Source organism: Chryseobacterium sp. BIGb0232, assembly GCF_024810195.1.
Lineage (GTDB): Bacteria > Bacteroidota > Bacteroidia > Flavobacteriales > Weeksellaceae > Chryseobacterium > Chryseobacterium pennae.
Genome location: NZ_JANUEH010000010.1, coordinates 117,799 through 141,023 on the forward strand (window position 1 = coordinate 117,799; position 23,225 = coordinate 141,023).

Consider the following 23,225-nt stretch of genomic DNA (forward strand, 5'->3'; position numbering starts at 1 on the left):
AGCTGTATGATACAGCTGCATTTTTTCTATCATTTACCTTCTACATTCTATTCTGTTCCACCGCCCAAGGCGCGGTAAAGGTCTACCTCGGCATTTAATCTTTCCAGTGTTACATTAATAGCTTCCAGGTCATTCTGAAGTTTATTATTCTGAGCTGTAATCACTTCAAGATAGGTTGCCATTCCGCTTTTGTACAGTTTTAAAGCATCACCAATTCCTTTATCTAAAATGACTGTTCTCTGTTCCAAGAGCTGCAGTCTCTCTGAGGTTCCCTGATTTTTTGCCATAGCATCGGAAACTTCTCCTACAGCCGTCATTACAGACTGTTTAAAGTTGATCGCCGCTTTTTCCTGTTCAATCAATGCCGTCTCATAAGCGGTTTTCAATTGTTTTTTTTGGAAAAGTGGGGCTGCCAGGTTAGCAGCAACAGCTTTTGTAATAGAACCCGGAATATCAAACCATGAGCTGAAATTATTAGAATTAACTCCAATCTGCGGGCTCAGACTGATACTCGGATACATTGCAGCTTTAGCTAATCCTGTTTTTGAATTCAGGCTGATGACGTTGAATTCTGCCATTTTCAGATCGGGTCTTCGACTCAATAATTGTGCAGGAAGTCCTTCTGAAAGTTTATTTCCAGGAATCATCATTTTCAGATTTCCTGATCTTTCTATCTTATTCGGATATTCACCACAAAGAATGCTCAACGCATTTTCCTGAATGGATATATTCTGTTTTGCCAGAGGAATCAAAAGTTCAGCAGTTTTCTTCTGCGCTTCTGACTGCTGCACTGCCAGTGAATTGATCTGTCCTGCCTTAAACTGTAGATCCATCATTTTAAGGGTACTGTTGCTTAATTCAATATTCTGTTCCGCAATTTTCACCTGCTCATCCAGACTTATCAGGTTATAGTACGCCTGAGCTACCTGAACAACGATCCTGCTTTTTATGGCATTCAGATTTTCTTTCTGAGCAAAATACTCGGCAGCGGCAGATTCTTTCTGCATTTTAGCTTTTCCCCAGATATCAACTTCCCAGGTCAGTCTCAGACTGGCGCTGAAATCATCCATATATTTTGTACCTACGAACTGTTCATTAAGGGATCCGTTCAGGGTATTTTTGGAAGCCCAGCTTCTATTGGCTCCTGCATTGAAATCCAGTGTGGGAAGAAGAGACAGCTTAGCTTGCTTATAAATCAGGTCCAGCTGTTCAATATTTTTTAATGCAACATTTACTTCATTATTTCTGCTTAAAGCTTTATCTATTAACCCTATCAGTTTAGGGTCTTTAAAGAACGTTTTCCATGGAACCACTACTGTATCTCCTGTTACCTGTACGGATTCTTTATAGGTTTCCGGTACCTGAAGATCTGTTCTTGCATAGGGTTTTCCCACAGCGCAGGACACCAGTACTGATGCCATTGCGCCTGAGATAAGGAAATTCTTTATATTAAATATTCTCATTTGTCAATTGGTTTTGGATTACAGGATACTTCTTTTTGGATGAAAATTTCTCATCCAGGTATTGGAAGAACATATACAGTACAGGAATCACAAATACTCCCAGCACCACTCCACTCAGCATTCCTATGGCAGCACTCACACTGATGGATTTATTTCCTGAAGCCATTCCTCCAGTAGAGATCATCAGTGGGATCATTCCCACGATAAAGGCCAATGAGGTCATGATGATCGGACGTAATCTCGCTTTCGCTCCTTCCAATGCGGAATCCAGAATAGAAAGTCCTGATTTTCGCCTTTGGACCGCAAATTCTACGATAAGGATCGCATTCTTCGCCAGCAAACCAATAAGCATGATTAATCCTACCTGTACATAGATGTTGTTATCCAACCCTATTGCTTTGATACCCAGGAATGCTCCTACAACTCCTGTTGGGATGGAAAGCATTACCGCTAACGGAAGTATGTAGCTTTCGTATTGTGCTGCAAGCAGCAGATATACAAACAGTAAGCACAATCCAAGGATTACCACGGTCTGATTTCCTGCTGATTTTTCTTCTAAGCTTAATCCTGTCCATTCATAACTGTAGTCAGACGGAAGTTTATTCAGGGTTGGTTCAATTTTATCCATTAAGGCTCCGTTACTGATTCCCGGCTTTGGCACTACGTTAATGTTCAGTGAATTATAAAGATTATATCGCTGTACGGATTCCGGACCGTATACTTTTTTCAAAGTAATCAGAGTACTGGCTGGAACCATTTCTCCTTTATTATTTTTCACAAAAATATCATTGAACGCCTGCTCATCCATTCTGAATACTCCATCAGCCTTAATATTCACCCTGTAAAACTTCCCGAATCTTGAGAAATTCTGAGACTGATCCCCTGAGAAATAAGTCTGTATAGAGTTTAATAAATTGGAAATACTTACTCCTAACTGCTTGGCTTTATCTTCGTTCACTTCCAGTTCCAGCTGTGGATAATCTGCTCTGAACATGGTATAGGCATAAGCAACTTCAGGAACCTGCATCAATTGCCCGATTATATCATCTGCTTTTGCCTTAAGAGCCTGCGGATCTCTAGCCATACGGTCCTGAAGTACAATCTCTGCGTCATTTGTCACTCCATATCCTTCTACCGGAGGCATTCTGAAGCTCATTACACTTCCTTCTTTGATTACAGACAGCTTTCCGTTTACTATATTCATGATCTCGTCGATATCCTGAACAGCTCCTCTTTCTTTTTTAGGTTTCAATTTCACAAATCCCATGGCATAGGCTGGTCCGGCACTGTTACTTAATAAGTTAAATCCTGTAATGGAAGTATTCTCCTGAACAGCATCTACTGTTTTTAAGATTGCATTGATCTTATTGGATACTTCTGTAGTTTTTGTCAGTCCGGTTCCTGGAGGCATGCTTAATGAATAGATGAAGAACCCATCATCTTCCATAGGCACAAAGCTCTTGGTGGTGCTTGACATCAACCATGCTGAAAGTCCTATAATTCCTGCTACCAATCCTGCTGCGATCCATTTACGTCCGATTAAAAATCTTACTCCTTTTGCATAACGTTCGGTCATATTATTGAAGCCTGCATTAAAAGCAACAGCGAATCTCTGTCCAAATCCTTTTTTCTTTCCACCTTCTTCTGCATGGTGATTTTTCAAAAATACCGCACATAAAGCAGGGGTTAGAGTAAGTGCGTTTACTGCAGAAATGATAATTGCAATGGCTAATGTATAAGCAAACTGTTTATAGAATAACCCTGCAGAACCTGACATAAACCCAATCGGAATAAACACCGCAGACATCACTAATGTAATGGAAATAACAGCTCCTGTAATTTCGCTCATTGCTTTGTGGGTAGCCTCTCTTCCTGAAAGATCTGTCCCTTCCATATTGCTGTGAACCGCCTCTACAACTACGATAGCGTCATCGACGACAATACCAATTGCCAGTACAAGAGCAAACAGCGTCAATACGTTAATGGTAAATCCTAATACCAAAAGAAAGAAGAAAGTACCAATAATGGCTACCGGAACCGCAATGGCCGGGATAATGGTAGATCTGAAATCCTGTAAGAAGACAAATACCACAATGAATACAAGGATAAATGCTTCTATCAGAGTAGATTTCACCTGTCCTGTTGCTTCATCCAATCTTTCCTTGGTACTCATTACCTTGGTATATTTAATCCCCGGAGGAAAAGATTTTGACAGTTGATCAATCGCTTTATTTACTCCTATTTCAATTTCATTGGCATTAGATCCTGTTGTCTGCATAATGGCAACGGTAACTGCATTTTTACCATTGGAAAGGTTATCTCCACTGTTATTAATGGAACCAAATTCTACACGGGCCACATCTTTAAGCCTGATCACATTGGTTCCGTCATTTTTAACAACGATGTTCTCATATTGTTCCGGCTTATTCTTTTTTCCTTTATATCGGATTACATATTCCAATGCAGCATCTGATTCTTCTCCCAATTTACCGGGAGCAGATTCTAAACTATGATCAGCAATCGCATTTGAGACATCGGATGGTTCTAATCCATAAGTAGCCATCTTCTGAGGATTCAGCCAGATTCTCATGGAATAGTCTTTAATTCCGAAAATCTGTGCCTGACCTACACCTTTTACCCTTTTTATCTGTGGAATAAGGTTGATATTCGCATAATTCTGAAGAAAGGTTTCATCATACTGTTTATTATCTTCGGTATAAATATTGAAAATCAACACCATACTGTTTTGCTGCTTTGAGGTCGTCAGTCCCATTCTTATCACCTCCTGAGGTAATATAGGAGTAGCCTGCTGTACTCTGTTCTGTACATTTACTGCTGCCTGATCGGCATTTACTCCCTGTTTGAATATAACCGAGATAGTAAATGTTCCGTCATTACTTGCCGTAGATTTCATATAGCTCATGTCTTCCACCCCATTGATCTGCTCTTCCAATGGTGTTACTACGGAACGGATTACCGTTTCACTGTTCCCCCCAGGATATGAACCTGAAACTGTAATGGTAGGTGGGGAAATATCCGGGAACCTGGTCACTGCCAGCTGGTTTAATCCTATAATCCCTAAAATGACAATAATCAGGGATATTACTGTCGCCAGTACCGGACGGTCTATTATCTTTTTTAACATTTTCGAAATTTCTAAGAATGATTATAAAATTATTTTGAAGAAGCTACTTTAGCCACAACCAGAGCTCCATCTGTAAGAGCATCTATCCTGTTGATGGCGATTTTATCTCCCGCATTCACTCCATTCTTCACGAAGTAATCCTCTGATGTGCTTCCGGACACCTTAATCTGAGTCATTTTCACTTTATCTTTTCCTTGAAGTTTATAGACAAAGAATTTATCCTGAATATCTTTTACAGATGTTTTCGGAAGTTTAACAACTCCGTCCAGTGCATTGTGGATCATCACTCTTCCCGTTCCCCCAGATCTTAACAATTTATCAGGATTCTGAAAAACAGCCTTCATTTGGATGCTTCCCGTATTTCTGTCGAAGTTTCCGCTTGCATTTTCTAATCTTCCTTTGAAGCCATAGGTGGAACCGTCTGCTAAAATAAGCTCTACATTCTCTGCATTTCCTCCTGAAACAGCCGCTCTGCTATGCGCTATAAAGTCTGCTTCATTCATTGAGAAGTAAACATTTACGCTGCTGATGTTTGAGAGAGTCGTTAATGGTGATGCATCAGACGGGCTGATAAGATTTCCTACCCTGTTTGGAATTCTGCCTATATATCCGCTCACCGGTGCTTTGATATAGGTAAAATTAGCATTGATCTTTGAAGAACCTAATGAAGACTGAGCTTGTGCAACCTGCGCTGCTGCGGCTTTTAAATTTGCCTGCGCTGTTTTCAGCTGCATATCGGAAACTACTTTTCCTTCTACAAGAGGTCTTAATTTTTCAACTTCCAGTTTCGCTGTTTCCTGTGCTGCCAATGCAGACTTCAATGCAGCTTCATTGGTATTCACCTGTTCATTGTATACAGACGGATTAATCCTAAACAAGGTCTGCCCTTTGCTTACATATTGTCCTTCTTTGATGTATACTGCTTCCAGATATCCTGTTACCTGAGCTTTTATCTCTACATTATCCTGTCCTTCTATGCTTCCCGGGTATCCTGTTGAAACATCTTCATTCCCGGATTTCACCTGAATGAAGTCTGTAGGAAGAGCCTGCACCTGCTGAGCATTTTCCTGACTATTTCCTGAACCGCAGGAATACAGTATTGCTGCAGCCGTAAGTGAGATTGCCAGATATCCTTTTCTGTAGTTCATAACATTTGTTTTTAAATTTTACAGCAGCAAAATAAGTTCATATAATAAGGAGATTCATCTAAAAATCAGGTGAAACGTAATTAATCGCAGGTGAAACGTATGATACCAAAAATGAAAGGAAAAGCGATTATTTCCAGGATCAGGATCGATAAAAAAGGGTTTTTTCGTTTTAATATTTCAAAAATACGGTTGGGGTTTTAATTTATACGTTTCACTTTTAAAATTCCATACTCAGGGTATTTCCCAGCCTAATTTCGCAGTATTAAAACATCAAAAAATAAGTCAATAATTTAAATTTTTATCAAATGAAAAAGTTTTTAGCAATCACGGCGCTTGTGTTAGGATTAGGAGTACAGGCTCAAACCACAGAACCGAAAAAAGAATCAGGGATAGAACTGATTCCGAAGGCAGGAATTAACATTGCCAGCCAATCTATTAAAAATGTAAATGGTGAAAAGTCAAAAACGTCCTTCCAGGCTGGTTTGGGAGTAAATATCCAGACAGGGATAAAGAACTTTTCTATACAACCTGAGGTTAACTTTATCAGCAAGGGAACCAAGTTTAAAAACAATTATGGAAGTGAGACCTACAATTTCAACTATATAGAAGTCCCGGTATTGGCAAAATACAGCTTCGGCCCGGTATATGTAAATGCAGGTCCTTCCATTGGGTTTTTAATGGGGAAAAACGATAAAGTGAAAGCAGCATATGGTAAAACCCGATCAGTAGATTTCGGATTGCAGATGGGAGCAGGTTTAGCAATTCCTGCGGGCCCGGGGAAAGTCATTGTAGACGGCAGATATAACTTAGGATTAAGCAATATCTCTGATGAGAAAGGAGTAGATGTGAAAAACAGAGGTTTTGCAATCTCTTTGGGATATGCTATTCCTTTATAACGTTTAAATCATAGCTTTTTCTTCATATGATCCCTTCATGAGCAATTCGTGAGGGGGTTTTGTTATTATGGGGATGGAAGCTGGAAGAGGGAGGGTGGAAGTTACTATAGTGCATACAACTTCTGACAGGGATAAAAGGATTTTAAAGCCTTTCTAAAAAAACAGTAATTAAAATGATCTTCATTTGTCTTATGTTTGCAATAACTTCCCTCTTCCAGCCCCCAGCTTCCTTACTCTAATAATCCATCCAGGATTTGAAAACAGAGGCTTTTTCACGGCTTACAATCACTTCCATTTCAGGCTGCTTTCTCAGTTCCAGTTTCAGTTTTCCATTAAAATGATTAAAAATCTGCTTGACGGAATCGATGTGAATAATGAACTGTCTGTTCGCACGGAAGAAAAACTTTGGATCCAATTGCTTTTCAAGTTCTTCGAGGGTCTGTGGGATATTTTCCACAACACCGGTATTCAGCATTGCTTTACTGATTCCCAATTCTGTATAGAAGTAGAGAATGTCTTCTGCCAAAACCGTTTTATATCCATCACGGTGAACAATAAGGAACCGTTTTCTATAATCTTTAGGCTGGAGATAATTAAGGAGCCCTTCTATCGCTGATCCCACTACAGGCACTGCTTCCATAAAGGTTTCATACCGCTTCAATGCAGCATCCAGCTCTTCTTCTTCTATCGGTTTTAAAAGGTAGTCTATGCTATTATATTTAAAGGCCTGTACGGCATATTCATCGTAAGCAGTGGTAAAGATTACGGCACTTTTAATTTCATGCTTATTAAAAATCTCAAAGCTTAGGCCATCGGCCAGGCGGATATCCATCATAATGATATCCGGAACGACATTGTTTTCCAGCCAATTGACTGTAGAGGTTATTGAATCTTCTACAGACAGGATCTCAATGTGCGGTCTTAACTTTAGCAACAGCCTTTTTAAGCGGTCTGCATTGGGTCTTTCATCCTCAACTATTAAAATTTTATTAATCTTCATATCAATGGAAGTTTTACAATAAATTTATCTTCTGTTTGTTCTATAATTGGTTTTGTGTAGCCCAGGATCTCATATCTTGCAATAATATTGGTAAGCCCTACTCCTGAAGAATCCGGTTTATTGAGCAATGGTAAAAAATTATTTGCCACTACCAATTCTTTTTCGGGGTTTGTATAGACATGAATTTTTAATGGGTTTGCCTTGGAGGTCTGGTTATGCTTGATGGCATTTTCAACCAATAGCTGCAGGGATAACGGAAGGGTATACATGGATCTGTATTCTTCCTGAATATCAATTTTAAATATTACTCCTTCCCCGATCCTTTTTTCAATCAGGAAAATATAAGAGTCTAAAAACTTCAACTCTTCTTCTACGGCAATGATATCTTTCTTGGAATTCACCAGCAAATACCGATATACCCGCGCAAATTTTTCCGAATATTCATACCCCAGCTGCTGGTCTTCCAGAATAAGCTCAGAAAGTACACTAAGATTATTAAAGATAAAATGTGGATCTATCTGTAGTTTAAGGGCCTGAAGTTCAGCTACCATCGCAGCCTGTTTATGTTTGGAAGCTCTAAGCTTGTGCTGGGCAGCTTCTACAGCCGTTCTTTTCCAGTTTTGAAGTAAATAATCTACTGTATTAAAACCGCTTATAATAAGCGAAATCACAATATTAGTGGCTACCCACTGTCCTAAAAGAGTATATTCTTTTCGGGAATCCATTTCAGGCAGATTATCTGAAGTACAATCTACAATGGCATTAATAATCATCACAATCAGTACGCTTCCTAAAACCTGAAGAAGCCCCTGTATCAATAATCGCTTGACTGTTCTATCCTTCCACGGAAGCAGTTTATTAAGAGTCAGATCAATAAATATACTGACCTCCGAAATAATGATGGAAAAGAAAAAAATCCAAAGAGCGTCCTCAATAATCATTTTTAACGGGGTCTCCAGATATCCCCGCCAAACCGGATCAAAAGGGTCAATAAGATACGAAAAGCCACAGAAAGCAACTACAGCTACTGCCCAAATCACAAATCTCCTTTTCATGGTGGAAAGGATCTTTTTACTCCGTACTAAATTTTTTCTGATACTAGAAATCCTGTTCATATCCGGGATTTTGTGAATGTAAATATAGAAATAGATTTCAGAAGAGCCTCCTCTGTTTTTAACGAGACCGCCAAAACTGTACCTGAAACGTAAAATAGACCCGTTCAAATGAAGATAACGTTTCATCACCTGAAAAATACATTTCACCATCATTTTATGCAACATCACCCTATTTTTAATAAAAGACTACCAACCTCCACCCTAGTTTTGCAATATCAAAATCGGTACAATGAAAACAATAATTGTCTGCACAGATTTTTCCCGGGAAGCTGAAAGTGCAATTCATTACGCGGCATCCATGGCTAAACAAAACCAATATAATATTGTTTTGTTCAATCTTCAAAGCATTTCCATTCATGCGCTGAATGCTCAGGCCTCAGCTGATTTCTTCTATGAACAGACGCTAAAGAACCAGAAGAAACTTACCGATAAGGCCAATGCAATCGGCACACTATACGCCATCAAAACAGAATATTATCTGGCTTCTGGGAATTTTATTGAGGAACTTAATAAATGTATAGAGTCTGTCAATTGTAATTTTATTGTCATGGGTATGACTGAAAAGACGCTTGAACAAAGGCTGTTGGGAAATACAGTAACTAAAGCTATTCACAGGATCAAAAAGCCTATACTGATTATTCCGGGACATATAGAATATACAGGGATCCGAAAAATTCTTTTTGCGTATGACACCCACAAATCTATCACCTGGTCAGCAATGAACGACATTTATTATTTCATTAATGAATTTGATTCGGAGATTGAGGTGTTTAATGTAAGTGAAAGGCTGGAAGATTTTGAGGAGGTTATTCATGATATTGATCTGAATTCCGGCTATGATCTTGATGATATTAAATACAGCTTTAAGATGATACAATCCATTGAAATTATCAAAGCTATTGAAGAGGAAGTAAAGCTGACCAGTTCTGATCTGCTGACCATGGTTCCCTACAGATACAATCTCGTAGAATCTCTTTTTCACCGAAGCAAGACAGCCATCATGGCATATAAAAATAAAGTTCCATTACTATCAATCCCCCTAAACATAGATTAAGGCTCAATCAATAAAAATCAACATTTGAATTATCCTTTTTTGCCTTTTTAAGGGTTAAATTTTACACTTAATCTTGTTTAACCGGACCGGAGAAAAATTCCGGTCCGGTTTTTATTTGCATCCTATATCCACTGAAAACCAAACAAAAAGATTAAAAATTTCCGATTTTATTCTGATATAAATTGTACTTTTATATAAGCACCAAAATAAGTTATTATGAAACCTATTCTTTTTCATTACCGATGGTATATGATCTGTTTATTATTTTTTGGATATATCCTGTCATCTGCTCAGATATCCAACAACAGCCAGGAAGGAAATCCGATTCAATGTAGACAAAAGCTCAGATTGATATCAGATAAGATGGTCTTTACAAAAAATCGTCAGGAAAAACCGGTTAAAGTGGAAATTACTATTGATCCGATAAACTCTATCATAAAGACCGTGTTACAGGAACCCACTCAGAAACAGCCATCTGAACAGATTTATAAGATTAAAAATATCAACTGTACAGTGAATGATAATTTTACATCTGGAAGAGTCATTTATTCAGTAGAAAGTAATAATTCTGACGGGTCCTTCTCTGGTGGTGAATTTCTTTTGGAGGCTACAAAACGAGGACTGTCTTTCTCCAATACGATTGATTCCCCTCAGAATAAAGCTATTATTCCAGTTTCAAAATACGAGATTATAAAATAACCCTGATAAAAAAAGTCTTCTACGCTGTCAACGTAGAAGACCACCTTAATAAAATAATTATCAGGAAATCAAAGTCATTAATGCCTGATAATAATTTTCTTGTAATTCATTGTTGCCATTAAGAAACAAATAAGGCTCAATAAGCTCCAGTTCCATTAAGTGAAATGAATTATTGATCAATACCCCATCTACTCTTGCATACAGTGTAGATTGAGGTAAGTTTTTTAAGTAAACACTTGCCTGTTCTATATGCATAGGATCCGGAGTTGGATAGCTGATGCTTCCACCATGATAATGCTGCACCCTGAAATCCCCCTGTTTAGGAGTTTTTAAGGAACAGTGGCTGTATTTTCCGTCGAAAAACAGAAATGACCATTCTCCGTTTTTTATTTCCTCTACAAAAGGCTGCACCATATAATCCTGCTCTTTCAGAAATTGGTCTATTTCTTTAGAGCGTTCATCGAAATTATCCCTGCTGATTGTTACTGTATTCTGTGCACCTGCACTCACACAAGGTTTCACCACTAATTTTTCTGCATTAAAAAGATCAAAAAAGTGGGTATTAAAGGAAGATCCTTTTTCCAGATATTCTGCTGCAATAACCGGAAGCTGCTTATCGGCAATATCTTTCAAATAATGTTTATCCGAATTCCATTTGATGATTTCCACAGGATTTAAAACTTTAACGCCTAAGGTTTCAAGATGATCCAACCAGCTCAGAAATTCAGCCAAGTGATTATGATAATCCCATGGAGATTTGACAACGGCTACATCAAAGCTGTTCCAGTCTACATTTTTGTCATTCCAAATAGTGGGAACAACATCCAATCCTTTATCTTTTAAAAAGTTGATTAATTCTTTATCCTCATCATTGGCTACTCCTACCGAAAATCGATCTTCTTTTTTAAAGCCTACCAGTGTAATCTTCATGTTTCTGTTATTATGCGTTTTTCTTTGGGTAAAGTTGCGAAGAACTTATGGATGAATACAGATACAGTTTTTTTATTTGATTTGGATACAGTCGTTTTTTTCCGCGCATGTAGGAATCTTTTGTGAATGCTTAGTATAAATTGTATAGATTACTGGTAGTTAAATCTATCTTCATCTGGATACCAATAACGATCTAGAGTTCTGTATAACGTCTTCCTTTCATAAGCCTTTATATAGTCTTCTAATATTCCCGCTGTTCCAAAAGTGATAACTCTACCAATTTCTTTCTCTACTAAAAAAGGTACATTTCCACCCAATGAATACTTAAATTTCTCTCCCGTTAAAATAAATATTACCATAGGACTTTTAATAGTATCAGCCGAATATATTATTGCCTCAATGCTTCCTTCTCCTATTTTTTGTAAATAACGCTCTGCTATTTGCAGCATTTTTTTATCTGTTAGCATAATAATTTTCTGCTAATATATCCTCTTTCTTATCTTTTTGTTTTTTCCAGGATCATATATACTTTATTTGAATGAAGTATATATATGATTGAAAATAAAAAAACCACCAATAAGGTGGTTAAGTTATTAATGAAATTTTTTTGATACTTTCATGTTTGCTCCAAGTTTAAAAAAAGTAGGAGTAGCTTCAATATATTCCATTCCACTATCAGAATCTAATATATACTTATCTCCATTTTTTGAATATTTTTTTTCCATCAAAGACTCCTCAATAATATGACTAATCTGAGTAAAAGGAATTATTATATCAAATTCAAGTGATTCGAAGTGATCATCTTCATTATATCTAAACTTAAGTGATTTTAAATCATCTCTATATTGAAATTTTTTAACATACAATATTTCATTTAATTGTTTTTCTTTTTGTATTGTTTCTGAAATAAGGGCTCCCAAAAGAGCACCATTAGCATACTTATCTTTAAAAATAGTAATGATTACCCCAATAAAATCTTTCAAACTACAATCTTTTAAGAACAATTCTATTTCTGTCTTTTCTTTTTCAAACTTCATAAATTCATTGACACTCTCAATGGGATCATCTATCATCTTCATAGCTTCGACATAATAGAATGCTCCAAAATCTAAATTTTCTATTTTCATAACCCATTAATTATACACTTAAGATAGAAGTCCATTAATATTATCTCCTTAAATTCTGACTTTTGTTTTTTAAAGTTTTCGGAATATTAAATGATAAACAATCGAAATGGTCTTTAATTATTGCTTCTATTTCCTAAGAAATAATTTCCATCTTTATCAGTATCAATACAAAGTTCTTCAGGAAAGATTAATACGGATAATGGCTTTCCATCTTCATCATTTATAGCTATTATATAGTTTCCATACATTTCATTAGAGGAAAATCCTTTTGAATAGTCATACCAGCCACTCCAATAATCCATATTGAATCTATTATCTTTGTCTTCTTTCTTCCAAAAATTCAATTTTATAGGACACTGGTTGTTATGGTCTAATTTTAAATCTTTATAGACCTTAGCTATAGCTTCTTTTATTTTATTTTCTGTTTGTTTCATAATTGTTCCTGAATATTTTACAATAAATAAAAACAGCATGATTTCTTCCAGCTGCCAAATAATAAAACAGCAGTAAAACCACTACTGTTTTGTATATTTGTTAAAGCCTTTGTAATATTACACTCTATAAGCAATAAGATTACTTATAATCGAACCTATCCTCATCTGCATACCAGTAAAGATCTAAACTAGGTGTCATAGTACCATTTTCATAAGATAGTATGTAATCCTCTAATCTAGCTGCTGTTCCAAAAGTAACGACCCTATCTGATTTTTTTTCCACTAAAAAAGGAGCATTACCTATCAATGATTTATTGAAATCTCCTGTCAATAGGTATTCCTTAGAATTATAATAGTAAATACTACCATAAGGTTTCACAATAATATTATCTGTCATTATGGCTACTGCCTCCTTGTTCTCCTCGTTTTTTTAAATAACGTTCTGCTATGGTTAGCATTTCTTATCTTTTAACATAAATAAGGTAATTTCTATTTATAATACTATTATATAAATTTATCAATCCTGTTTTTCTTAACAATCCCATTCTCTCTTATTTCATACACAATATCACCCTGAAAACCGAAAAAATAATCTTCATCTGGATATACATCATTAGTGATTTTATGAATAATTTCTTCCAGTAGTTTTTTCCAGGATTGTGGATCAGCATCTTTCTGTAAAAGATCAAATGATATTTGAGAAGAATTGTCTAAGTCAACATCCAAATATTCATCTTGAAATTTTCCTCCTTCATAACCGTACTCTGTTGAATATAAATTAGAGATTAATAATACCGTATTTTTATACTCATGAATAAGTTGAGTAAGTTCTGGCTTTTGTTCTAATTTGTTTCGAAATTTTAAATGATATGTAATTGACATAATTTTTAATTATCAATGAAGTTAAAAATAAATTCATAATTAATCTACATACCTTTTAAAATGTTCATGTGGTGTCTTTGATTGAGAATCATAAAAGAATAATATGTCATCTTTTGATTCAATTAACTTTTTATAAAAATTATAAAATGAGAAAAATTCTTCATATTTATTATTGGTCATTTTAACAGTATTAAAAATACTTTCTATACTATTGAAAGACAAAGATTGTTTTAATTCAAAAAATTCTTGCAACCATTTTTCTAAAAAATCTTTGAATTTTTCTAAAAAAAACTCCCTATTCACATTAAAATCAACATTACTCATCAAGAGTAAATATAATTTTTCATCATTATTTTTTAGATAAAAAAGAAAATCTTTAAATTTTAAGTCAAAATTGTTACAAACAGTGATTCTTTTATTATTGTATGTATATAGTTTTTTCAGTTTTAAGGTTTTTTAAATTCTAATTCAATCCAATATATTTCAGCAGGTCTATTACCTCCTAGATCAAAAAAACATCCCAATCATCAACAGATACTTTTGTAAAGCCATTTTTCTTAACTATTCTTCCTATGGGTGTATTAAGTACTGCCATCTCTAGGTAATTTATTCCCAAGATAGTCAATTGAAACGACTTTAAATTAGTTGAAATCCCTCCTTCATATTTAGCTGCTGACAGCCATCTTGCCTGAATTCCCTTGTTTATCAAAAAAAGAAATAGCCTCTTCAATAATTTCAGCACCAAGTTTTTGTCTCTGAAAGTTTCCAGGAATATCAAAAGAAAGATAACCACCGTTTGAAATACCAGCACTTCCAACCTCAACATTCTCATAGAAATATTTTTATATTTTATTTTGAATCTACTTTCGTTAAGTTTACTTGTGTTCATCCAATTCCTTCTCTGCATCATCAAAAATCGCTCTAGTTTCTTTTTCAGCATTTCTTTCTGCCAGTTTTTTAGAAAAGTTATCAGACTGTTTTCTTAATGATTCATAATAGTCCTCTAAGATGCTACCCGGAAGCGACAGAAGTTGACGTATAAAAACTTTTTTACTCTTATATGCTAAACCTTTGATATAAACAACCTTGGGTTTCTCAATATTTTAATACATTTGTTATCAAACATACTTCAAATGAATTTCGAGCAGGTTAATCTACACCTTGAAGCCTATAAAGAACACAACCAGATTCTGGATGCAGCCCAATACCTGATTCATTCTTTTGATCTGGAACATGACAATTTTGCAGGGTTTGGATTCAGGGAAGAACTCTCTCCTACTTCGATGCTTCTTACTGCGGAAGGGGAACTCGGAGGCCCGCAAACGGTGATGATTCCAAGGAATTTATTTGATTTTGACCTGAACCTCGTCCTGAATATGGTAGCCCACGAAATGCTTCATGTAAGGCAAAAGGCTCCGGGACAGGTGATTGAGGATAAAAATGAAAGAGAGTTTCAGGCGTATTATGAAATGCTTTTTCACAAAGTTTTCCCACAGGTTCCTGAAGTTTCGGACTTTCATAAAAAATTCTTCGGCGGAAAAGCTTTGGAATATTATAAAAGAATGGGTGAAGGTTCGGAATTACAACAAAAATATGCAGAACAGAAAACAGAAGTAGAACATTTAATTAACACATTACCATGAACGTAAAACCAAACATAACCTGGGCAGATTTTGAAAAAATAGACATCAGATGCGGAACCATTCTTTCAGTACATGATTTTGAAAAAGCCAGAAATCCTTCATATCAGTTGGAAATCGACTTTGGTGATCTGGGAATAAGAAAATCATCTGCACAAATCACTTCTCTTTATCAGAAAGAAGAATTGGTAGGAAAACAGATTTTAGCAGTGGTTAATTTCCCTAAAAAACAGATTGCTAACTTCTTCAGTGAATGTTTAGTGTTAGGATTATATGGGGAAGATAAAAACGATGTCACTCTTTTAGCTCCTTCATTACCCACCAAAAACGGAATGCAGGTAGGATAGCAAATAAAAAACACGATGATACAGAACATACCATTAGAAAAGGTCTTATTCCTTGATATTGAAACCGTTCCACAGGCAGGCTCCTGGGAAGATTTATCTGAAACCGATCAGCATCTTTGGGATAAAAAAACAAAATTCCAGAGAAAAGAAGACGTTTCTGCCGCTGAATTTTATGACAGAGCCGGAATCATGGCTGAATTCGGAAAGATTATCTGCATTACCATCGGAATGGTGGAAAAGAATGAAACCTTAAAGATCAAAAGCTTCTCCGGACATGATGAAAAAAAGATGCTTCAGGAATTTGGAGAACTCTTCAACAGTCCAAGACTTTATAATGTGATTCTCTGTGCCCACAACGGGAAAGAATTTGATTTTCCATGGATTGCACGAAGGTATCTTATCAACGGAATGCAACCTCCCGCTCCCTTTCAGATGTTTGGAAAAAAGCCCTGGGAGATTCCTCATATAGATACTATGGAACTTTGGAAGTTCGGGGATTATAAAAGTTTTGTATCACTGGAATTATTGGCTCATGTCTTTGGTATTCCCACTCCAAAGGATGATATCGACGGCTCAATGGTTTCATCAATTTACTACATAGAAAAAGACTTGCAGCGAATTGTTGACTATTGTGAAAAAGATGTCTTAACTTTGGCAAATATTTTCCGACGTATGCGTCAGGAAGATTTGTTGAAAAGGAATATCAATCTAGATTAAAAAATGAAATTTACAGACGATCAAATTGCAGACATTGGTGAAGAAATCATCAACGTACTAAAAACCGTATATGACCCCGAAATTCCGGTAGATATTTACGAATTAGGGCTAATTTATGATGTGCAGATCTCCGATGATGCAGACGTAAAAATTATAATGACCCTTACCACTCCAAACTGCCCGGTAGCTGAAACCCTTCCCCAGGAAGTAAAAGACAAGGTAGCTGAGGTAGAAAATGTAAAAAGTGTAGATTTAGAACTTACCTTTGAACCGAGCTGGAATAAGGACATGATGAGCGAAGAAGCGAAGTTTGAACTGGGAATGCTTTAAATCTCAAGCATTTCTGTACAGATAATTTTATAGTACAACGACTCAGCAAACATGATTAAAAAAATCGGAGCCATACTCCTTGCTTTTTTAGGGGTATATATGCTTTATTTAGGATCCAAAATGCAGACTCAGCCTCCTTTCATTACAGGAATAGGGTTTATAATTATCGCTTTACTGCAGCTGAATAAAAAGTAATATAAGAATTGAAAATATAAAAAGGATGTCATTATTGGCATCCTTTTCTGTATCGTTGAAACCCAATTCAGGGTTATTTTTAAGCTTCTTTTGCAATTTCTTTTCCTTCTCTCCTGCTCCATTCACTCCATGAACCCACATAAAGATTTGGAACATTAAAACCTGCACGAACTAATGCCAGAATAGTATGACAGGCTGTTACTCCAGAACCACAGTGAATAATCAGGTTTTCAGGTTTATCTTTTAATAATTGACTGTATTTTTCTTTTAAAACTTCCGAGCTTAGGAAAAGTCCGTTTTCATCCAGGTTTTCAGAAAAAGGAATATTGATGGCTCCCGGAATGTGTCCTGCCACCAGATCAATAGGTTCAGACTCCCCTCTGTATCGGTAAGCATCTCTTACATCAATTACAGTGGACGAATTAATTTTCAATTCATCTTCTACCTCTTCAAGACTAGAAACAGGAAGAATCCAATTTTCTTTTTTAATTAACGGAGCTTTATCAAATATTTCTTCTCCTGACGAAAAATCCACATCATTCTTTTCTGCAGCCTGTATTCCGCCATCCAGAACCTGTACGTTTTCAAATCCAAAGGATATTAGCATCCACCAGGCTCTGGCAGCCGCGTTTGAACCATTTTTATCGTCATAGACAACAATATGGGCATTTTCAGCAATCCCAAGATTGGAAAGTGTTTCTGCAAATTTTCCCGGAGTTGGAAGCGGATGTCTTCCTCCAAAAGCAGCATTTTCACCTATATCCGCCAGATCTTTATCGAGATCAATGAATCTTGCTCCTTTGATATGCTTTTCAAGATAATTTTGCTTTACATCTTTACCCGTTCTTGCATCAAGAATGATAAGGTTACCTGTTGGAAGGCTCTTTAATTCAGAAGGTGAAACTATTGGAGACATTTTGTTAAATTTTAGGTTATTCTAATTAGTTTTTGGCTAAAGCCAATGGATTGATGAATATAGTAAAGCGGACTAAAGTCCGCTCCTATTTATATTTTTTAATTTCACGCAGATCACACGGATTTCGCAGATTCTAATTTTCCAGTGTCTTATCTGCGTAGAGTTTGCGAAAGATTTTAAATCATTTTAAATCATTTTAAAAATGAAAAATATCCTTAGCTTTATTGTAAGAACTTTCAAAGTTTAAAAGATTCAGCTTGTGGTCTGCTTTTTCAACACTCATAAAGTTGATGACCTGCTCAGTAGGCATATTTCCCACTAAATCATCTTTTGCCATAGGACATCCGCCAATTCCTTTGATGGCACTATCAAATCTTCTGCATCCCTGATCATAAGCTGCTTTTAGTTTTGAATAAGATTCTTCATAGCGGTTATGGAAATGTCCCCCGAAGTTGATTTCAGGATATTTTGACGGAATTTTCTCAAATAAAAGGGCTATGGTTTCAGGGGTTGCCACTCCGGTTGTATCGGAAAGCAGAATATCTTTTACACCGATATCTGAAAACCTTTGTGCCCATTGGTCCACATCTTCCCATTTCCACATTTCTCCGTATGGATTTCCAAAAGCCATAGAAAAATAAATATTCAGCTGTTTTCCTTCAGTCTTTACAAGTTCAAGCATTTTAATGATCTCATCAAAAGCCTCTTCCTGACTCTTATTGGTATTCCTGTGCTGAAATGTTTCAGAAATAGAAAAAGGAAACCCAAGAATATCTACAGACTCATGTTTTAACGCTTTTTCAGCTCCTCTGTAGTTTCCGATAATAGCAGAAACTTTTGTTTGGGAGCGGGATTTATCAATATTTTCAGCTACCTCATCAGAGTCAGCCATCTGGGGAATTGCTTTGGGAGAAACAAAGCTCAGACAATCCAATACATCAAAGCCAACATCCATTAAGGAGTTGATATAATCTATTTTTTTGTCAGTAGGGATAAACTCTCCCCATCCCTGCATTGCATCTCTAGGACATTCGGTAAGAAACATTGGTACTTTCATTTTCTCAAATATAATAAAACTAAATAAGTTTAGATCTGAGGTATACAAATCTAACATTATTTTGATTTTCAAAGTTTTATATCTGATTTATAATTTCAATAACTGATATTCAGTCGCAAATAATGTATTCTGAGCATCAAATTTGCTAACTTTGTTAAAATTTACAATAAATCTGATGAGTACAATAGAATTCAATCCATTATGGAAAGAGAAATTGCTGAACCGTTTTCTTAGTTATGTAAAAATATACTCAACGAGTGATGCAGAAAGTGAATCTACACCTTCTACAGAGCGTCAATGGGATATTGCAAACTATATCACTGAAGAACTGAAAACGATCGGTTTGGAAGATGTTTCAATTGATGAGCACGGTTATATTATGGGCTACGTTCCTTCTAACCTTGAAAATGATGACAGACCTACGATTGGGTTCATTTCACACTACGATACATCACCTGATTTCAGCGGGGAAAATGTAAAGCCTCAGGTTTGGGAAAATTATGATGGAAATGACCTTCTGTTGAACCAAACCACAGGATTCACTTTATCTCCTTCAAGGTTTGAAAGTTTAAAAAAATATATTGGTCAGACATTAATTACTACTGATGGAAATACACTTCTTGGAGCAGATGATAAAGCTGGTTGTGCAGAAATTGTAACAGCTGCTGAATATCTTATTGCTCATCCTGAAATCAAGCATGGAAGAATTGCTGTAGGATTTACTCCTGATGAAGAGATCGGAAGAGGAGCACACAAGTTTGATGTGGCTAAATTCGGTGCTGAGTGGGCATATACAATGGATGGTGGAGAAGTAGGAGAACTTGAATATGAGAACTTTAACGCTGCCGGAGCGGTAGTGAAAATCCACGGATTAAGTGTACACCCGGGATATGCTTATGGTAAGATGATCAATGCGGCTTTACTCGCTGCTGAATTTACTCAAATGTTACCTGCTAATGAAACTCCTTCAACCACTAAAGGTTTTGATGGATTCTATCATTTAATGGATATTACTGCTGATATTTCTGAAGCGAAACTTCAATACATCATTCGTGATCACGATGCTGATAAATTTGAAGCAAGAAAGAAATTCATGGAAGAAAAAATAGCTGAATTCAACCAGAAACATGGTGCAGGAACTGCTGAAGTAGAGATCAAGGAGCAATACAGAAACATGAAGCAACAGTTTGAAGGTAAAATGCACATCGTGGATCTTGCAGCAAAAGCTATGACAGAAAGCGGTATTGAACCTAAGATCAAAGCCATCCGAGGAGGTACAGATGGTGCTCAGCTTTCTTATATGGGACTTCCCTGCCCGAATATCTTTGCGGGAGGAATCAATTTCCACGGTCCTTATGAATATGTTGCTTTAGAAAGCATGGAGAAGGCAACAGAAGTGATTATTAATATTGTAAAAGCTTAATAAGATGAAAAAACTCTTAGCATTAGCATTCATACTATCTTTTGCTTTCGGAAGTGCTCAGATATCTGCATTTCAAAAGGCTGATTCGAAATATGAAAGAAAGAAAACGGCCCTGTATAATAAATACCCTAAGCCTAATGATCTGAGAACTAAGCTAGAGTGGCTCCTTACGGAAGACAAAATAACATCTTATAAAAATGCTCTGGAGAAAATTTCTGAAGAGGATAAAAAAGCATTAGCCAATGATCCGCCAGCCAAAATTAAACTGACAAAAGAAGCGGAATATGAAGCAGGAAAAACTGCATTTCAAAAATCATTGTATGATACTGTTGATCTAGCGTTCTTAAATTTTGCTTCAGATTCCTATAAGGCAACATTAAACTTTGTAGTAGACTCTAAGGGAAATGCCTTGGGGGTGCAGGCAAAGGGAAATAATGAAGATGTAAATTCATTTATTGAAGCCGCCTTTTACCGTATCAAAGAAAAAGGTAAGTGGAAACCTGCAGAATCTAATGGAAAACCGGTATCATCTACGATATCTCTTCCCTTAGTTTTAACATTTAAAAAATAAATACAATAGACCCGCTTTAGAGTGGGTCTTTTTTCTATATCATCCAACATAACAACCCACCCATATCCTATTCATTTTCGGATAGTTAAAATTAAAAGCAATTTGTTTTTTTGTTATATTTACCCTTTACATTATAAACAAAAACTATTAATTTTTAACATCAGATTACATTATGAAAACAATGAAAAAACTTTTAAGAAAGGATCTTTCAACGATTCTTGGTAACGGGATAGACAGCTGCCATATGGGAGGAGATTCATATAACTGTCAGAGTGACTGCCAGTGTGCCTGGGGAAAAGCCTGCGAAATGTATGAAGATGGAAGCCCGGGACAATGCATTGCTGTTGGCGGTGGCGGAAATCCTGGAGGAGGAGGAGGATGCATACCTCCGAATGACTGCACAGAGCAGCCTTACTAAAGATAAATCAAACAATAATCTATCGGAAGCTATAATGGCTTCCGTTTTTATTTTCATTCGAAAACAGATTCTCGTCAAAACATCTCTACCATTCATCAAATAAAATTCCTGTTCATCTTTCAGATCTGTTGTTTTGCATCAAATTCATTAAACAACAATCACTTATGAAAAAAACTCTTTTTTCAATGGCCATTATAGCAGCAAATTCTGTATTTGGCCAAATGAACCTTGAGCATTCTTATACTTCTGATAGCAGTCATTGGGATGTTTATTCAGACAACACTACTTCTCATTATCTGATTGGTAAAGGGAATAATACTTTTGATATCTACAACGCCAATCATACATTGTATAAAACACTAACGCCCAATATCCCGAGTAGCTATATGTATATTCCCGAATTGCTTACAGAAAACTACTCCATCTCCAAACGTATTTTTAATACTGATGATAAATTAGAGTTCATACTCACTTTTATCAATAATCAGGGCGGACAACACCTAATGCTTATTATCAATGAAGACGGAAATATCATCAGGCAATTTGGAAACGATTACCATTCTCAATACCAGATCTTCCATGATGTGGCCTCTAATCAGAACAAATTTGTCATTTCAAAAAGCTTGGGCATTAGCACTGTTACAGAAGTATATTCTCTGCCTACCTCTTCATTAACTACGTTGGAAATTCAGACACAGAATAAAAACAAGCTTTCAGCTTTTCCCATTCCGGGAAACAAACTTTTAAATATTATGAATCCGGGAAACGGAGGAAACAATGTTCAGGTCTATGATGTTTCCGGAAAAATGGTTCTCCATAAAAGCTTTAGTTCCGGAGAGAAAAACATTTCCATTGATGTGGAAGCTCTTAAGGCAGGAGTTTATCTGTATAAAATAGGGGATCAAAGCTCTAAGTTTATCAAAAACTAACCCTTCCCTCTCTATTGATAAAATCTCACTTCATTTGTCGTGGGATTTTTTCTTTTTAATCAATGTTATCAAAGGATAAAACAGCAATATCTACAGCTCATCACTACCCGATTACCGTTCATCAAATAAAATTTTATCAAGCCTTCCGGATTCGTTGTTTTGCATCAGATTTCTAACAATAATTAAAATTATGAAACAACAATTTTTAGCATTCTGCTCACTGTTATTATGCATTACATGTTCTATGGATACACAGGCTCAACAAACTCCATCTATTCATTTCGGAATCAAGGGCGGGGCAAATTTTACAAAAACCTCAACGGAATCTTCTTCCTTGGAAGGGAAATACGGGTTCGGCTATCAGGCAGGGGCAATGGTAAGGTTCGATATTGGAAGCCTGTATGTACAAGGAGAAACGCTGTTCAACAAAAGAAAAACATCTTACGAAGCAAAAGACAAAGGAGAAGCAAAATTAACATGGAATGCCATTGATATTCCTGTAGTGATTGGATACAAATTTATTAAAACCGATGATTTTAATGTAAGAGCATTTGCTGGTGGCGTGTACAGCTACGCTTTCAACAACAAGTTATCGGTTTCCGAATCTCTGCAGGAAGGTTTTAATAAGTTTGACAAATCCAATATTGGATTTACTGGCGGGGTCGGTATCGATTATAAAAACTTTACAGTAGATCTAAGGTATGAACACGGGCTGTCTAACATCAGTAAGGAATTTAAATCCAAACCTCACAGCTTTAGCCTTGGGATAGGTTATTTCTTATTCTAAAA

Annotated in this window: 28 protein-coding genes; 13 read left to right on the plus strand and 15 right to left on the minus strand. The window is 36.2% G+C overall.

What is annotated here, in order from left to right:
* Positions 1–47: 47 nt before the first annotated feature.
* The 3 genes from M2372_RS19475 to M2372_RS19485 are packed head-to-tail and all read right to left on the minus strand — an operon-like array spanning position 48 to position 5,756.
* Positions 48–1,463 carry an efflux transporter outer membrane subunit gene (locus M2372_RS19475; RefSeq protein ID WP_123320336.1) on the minus strand — a complete coding sequence of 472 codons (1,416 nt, stop codon included), beginning with the start codon at positions 1,461–1,463 and terminating at the stop codon, positions 48–50.
* Positions 1,450–4,608, minus strand: coding sequence for an efflux RND transporter permease subunit (locus M2372_RS19480; protein WP_123320335.1), 3,159 nt, complete (start codon positions 4,606–4,608; stop codon positions 1,450–1,452). Before M2372_RS19480 ends, M2372_RS19475 begins: the two co-directional genes overlap by 14 nt.
* 29 nt (positions 4,609–4,637) lie before the next feature.
* Positions 4,638–5,756, minus strand: a complete 1,119-nt coding sequence (locus M2372_RS19485; RefSeq protein WP_123320334.1) for an efflux RND transporter periplasmic adaptor subunit — start codon at positions 5,754–5,756, stop codon at positions 4,638–4,640.
* Between the two features lie 305 nt (positions 5,757–6,061).
* Here M2372_RS19485 and M2372_RS19490 point away from each other — a divergent pair, with 305 nt between their 5' ends.
* A complete protein-coding gene (locus M2372_RS19490; RefSeq protein WP_123320333.1) occupies positions 6,062–6,652 on the plus strand; it encodes a porin family protein in 591 nt (196 codons plus the stop codon).
* Between the two features lie 235 nt (positions 6,653–6,887).
* Here M2372_RS19490 and M2372_RS19495 read toward each other — a convergent pair whose 3' ends face one another.
* Both M2372_RS19495 and M2372_RS19500 read right to left on the minus strand, forming a co-directional pair.
* The gene (locus M2372_RS19495; protein WP_115968453.1) at positions 6,888–7,652 is read right to left on the minus strand and encodes a LytTR family DNA-binding domain-containing protein; all 765 of its coding nucleotides are present in this window, start codon (positions 7,650–7,652) and stop codon (positions 6,888–6,890) included.
* On the minus strand, positions 7,649–8,932 hold the full coding sequence (locus tag M2372_RS19500) for a sensor histidine kinase (protein ID WP_259081176.1): 1,284 nt from the start codon (positions 8,930–8,932) through the stop codon (positions 7,649–7,651). The genes M2372_RS19495 and M2372_RS19500 overlap by 4 nt, the downstream gene beginning before the upstream one ends.
* 64 nt (positions 8,933–8,996) lie before the next feature.
* On the opposite strand from M2372_RS19500, the gene M2372_RS19505 reads away from it, so the two are divergent.
* Positions 8,997–9,821, plus strand: coding sequence for a universal stress protein (locus M2372_RS19505; RefSeq protein WP_123320332.1), 825 nt, complete (start codon positions 8,997–8,999; stop codon positions 9,819–9,821).
* A gap of 216 nt (positions 9,822–10,037) precedes the next feature.
* A complete protein-coding gene (locus M2372_RS19510) occupies positions 10,038–10,520 on the plus strand; it encodes a hypothetical protein (protein ID WP_123320331.1) in 483 nt (160 codons plus the stop codon).
* Positions 10,521–10,580: 60 nt separating this feature from the next.
* Here M2372_RS19510 and M2372_RS19515 read toward each other — a convergent pair whose 3' ends face one another.
* The 8 genes from M2372_RS19515 to M2372_RS19550 all read right to left on the minus strand — a co-directional run bounded on the left by M2372_RS19515 (position 10,581) and on the right by M2372_RS19550 (position 14,833).
* Complete coding sequence (locus tag M2372_RS19515; protein WP_123320330.1) at positions 10,581–11,450, minus strand: RimK family alpha-L-glutamate ligase; 870 nt, start codon at positions 11,448–11,450, stop codon at positions 10,581–10,583.
* A 149-nt stretch (positions 11,451–11,599) separates the two neighbouring features.
* Positions 11,600–11,917 (minus strand): hypothetical protein, encoded by a 318-nt coding sequence (locus tag M2372_RS19520; protein WP_123320329.1) that lies wholly within the window; start codon positions 11,915–11,917, stop codon positions 11,600–11,602.
* Positions 11,918–12,043: 126 nt separating this feature from the next.
* Entirely contained in the window at positions 12,044–12,577 is a 534-nt protein-coding gene (locus tag M2372_RS19525) for a hypothetical protein (RefSeq protein ID WP_115968461.1), read from the minus strand.
* A gap of 113 nt (positions 12,578–12,690) precedes the next feature.
* Positions 12,691–13,011: a hypothetical protein gene (locus M2372_RS19530; protein WP_123947258.1), complete on the minus strand. Its 321-nt coding sequence runs from the start codon at positions 13,009–13,011 to the stop codon at positions 12,691–12,693.
* A 139-nt stretch (positions 13,012–13,150) separates the two neighbouring features.
* A complete protein-coding gene (locus M2372_RS19535; protein ID WP_123320328.1) occupies positions 13,151–13,408 on the minus strand; it encodes a hypothetical protein in 258 nt (85 codons plus the stop codon).
* 107 nt (positions 13,409–13,515) lie between these two features.
* Positions 13,516–13,893 (minus strand): hypothetical protein, encoded by a 378-nt coding sequence (locus M2372_RS19540; RefSeq protein WP_123320327.1) that lies wholly within the window; start codon positions 13,891–13,893, stop codon positions 13,516–13,518.
* Between the two features lie 39 nt (positions 13,894–13,932).
* Positions 13,933–14,217, minus strand: a complete 285-nt coding sequence (locus tag M2372_RS19545; protein WP_123320326.1) for a hypothetical protein — start codon at positions 14,215–14,217, stop codon at positions 13,933–13,935.
* A 178-nt stretch (positions 14,218–14,395) separates the two neighbouring features.
* A complete protein-coding gene (locus tag M2372_RS19550) occupies positions 14,396–14,833 on the minus strand; it encodes a hypothetical protein (protein ID WP_123320325.1) in 438 nt (145 codons plus the stop codon).
* Between the two features lie 193 nt (positions 14,834–15,026).
* On the opposite strand from M2372_RS19550, the gene M2372_RS19555 reads away from it, so the two are divergent.
* From M2372_RS19555 to M2372_RS19575, 5 genes are read left to right on the plus strand one after another with little or no spacing between them, the layout of a single operon-like run.
* A complete protein-coding gene (locus M2372_RS19555) occupies positions 15,027–15,536 on the plus strand; it encodes a hypothetical protein (RefSeq protein ID WP_123320324.1) in 510 nt (169 codons plus the stop codon).
* Positions 15,533–15,880, plus strand: coding sequence for a tRNA-binding protein (locus M2372_RS19560; RefSeq protein ID WP_123320323.1), 348 nt, complete (start codon positions 15,533–15,535; stop codon positions 15,878–15,880). The genes M2372_RS19555 and M2372_RS19560 overlap by 4 nt, the downstream gene beginning before the upstream one ends.
* A gap of 15 nt (positions 15,881–15,895) precedes the next feature.
* Positions 15,896–16,597 carry a 3'-5' exonuclease gene (locus tag M2372_RS19565; RefSeq protein WP_123320322.1) on the plus strand — a complete coding sequence of 234 codons (702 nt, stop codon included), beginning with the start codon at positions 15,896–15,898 and terminating at the stop codon, positions 16,595–16,597.
* 3 nt (positions 16,598–16,600) lie between these two features.
* Positions 16,601–16,927, plus strand: coding sequence for an SUF system Fe-S cluster assembly protein (locus M2372_RS19570; protein WP_047098097.1), 327 nt, complete (start codon positions 16,601–16,603; stop codon positions 16,925–16,927).
* Positions 16,928–16,978: 51 nt separating this feature from the next.
* Positions 16,979–17,122, plus strand: coding sequence for a hypothetical protein (locus M2372_RS19575; RefSeq protein WP_165852148.1), 144 nt, complete (start codon positions 16,979–16,981; stop codon positions 17,120–17,122).
* Positions 17,123–17,201: 79 nt separating this feature from the next.
* Here the strand turns inward: M2372_RS19575 and M2372_RS19580 are convergent, their stop codons facing one another.
* Positions 17,202–18,038, minus strand: coding sequence for a sulfurtransferase (locus tag M2372_RS19580; RefSeq protein WP_123320321.1), 837 nt, complete (start codon positions 18,036–18,038; stop codon positions 17,202–17,204).
* Positions 18,039–18,234: 196 nt separating this feature from the next.
* Positions 18,235–19,083, minus strand: coding sequence for a hydroxymethylglutaryl-CoA lyase (locus M2372_RS19585; protein ID WP_123320615.1), 849 nt, complete (start codon positions 19,081–19,083; stop codon positions 18,235–18,237).
* A 187-nt stretch (positions 19,084–19,270) separates the two neighbouring features.
* On the opposite strand from M2372_RS19585, the gene pepT reads away from it, so the two are divergent.
* The 5 genes from pepT to M2372_RS19610 all read left to right on the plus strand — a co-directional run bounded on the left by pepT (position 19,271) and on the right by M2372_RS19610 (position 23,223).
* Positions 19,271–20,518: a peptidase T gene (pepT, locus tag M2372_RS19590; protein ID WP_123320320.1), complete on the plus strand. Its 1,248-nt coding sequence runs from the start codon at positions 19,271–19,273 to the stop codon at positions 20,516–20,518.
* A 4-nt stretch (positions 20,519–20,522) separates the two neighbouring features.
* A complete protein-coding gene (locus M2372_RS19595; protein ID WP_123320319.1) occupies positions 20,523–21,089 on the plus strand; it encodes a hypothetical protein in 567 nt (188 codons plus the stop codon).
* A 181-nt stretch (positions 21,090–21,270) separates the two neighbouring features.
* Complete coding sequence (locus M2372_RS19600) at positions 21,271–21,507, plus strand: hypothetical protein (RefSeq protein WP_148060791.1); 237 nt, start codon at positions 21,271–21,273, stop codon at positions 21,505–21,507.
* A gap of 164 nt (positions 21,508–21,671) precedes the next feature.
* Entirely contained in the window at positions 21,672–22,436 is a 765-nt protein-coding gene (locus M2372_RS19605; protein ID WP_123320317.1) for a T9SS type A sorting domain-containing protein, read from the plus strand.
* Positions 22,437–22,626: 190 nt separating this feature from the next.
* A complete protein-coding gene (locus tag M2372_RS19610; RefSeq protein ID WP_115968493.1) occupies positions 22,627–23,223 on the plus strand; it encodes a porin family protein in 597 nt (198 codons plus the stop codon).
* Positions 23,224–23,225: the final 2 nt, after the last annotated feature.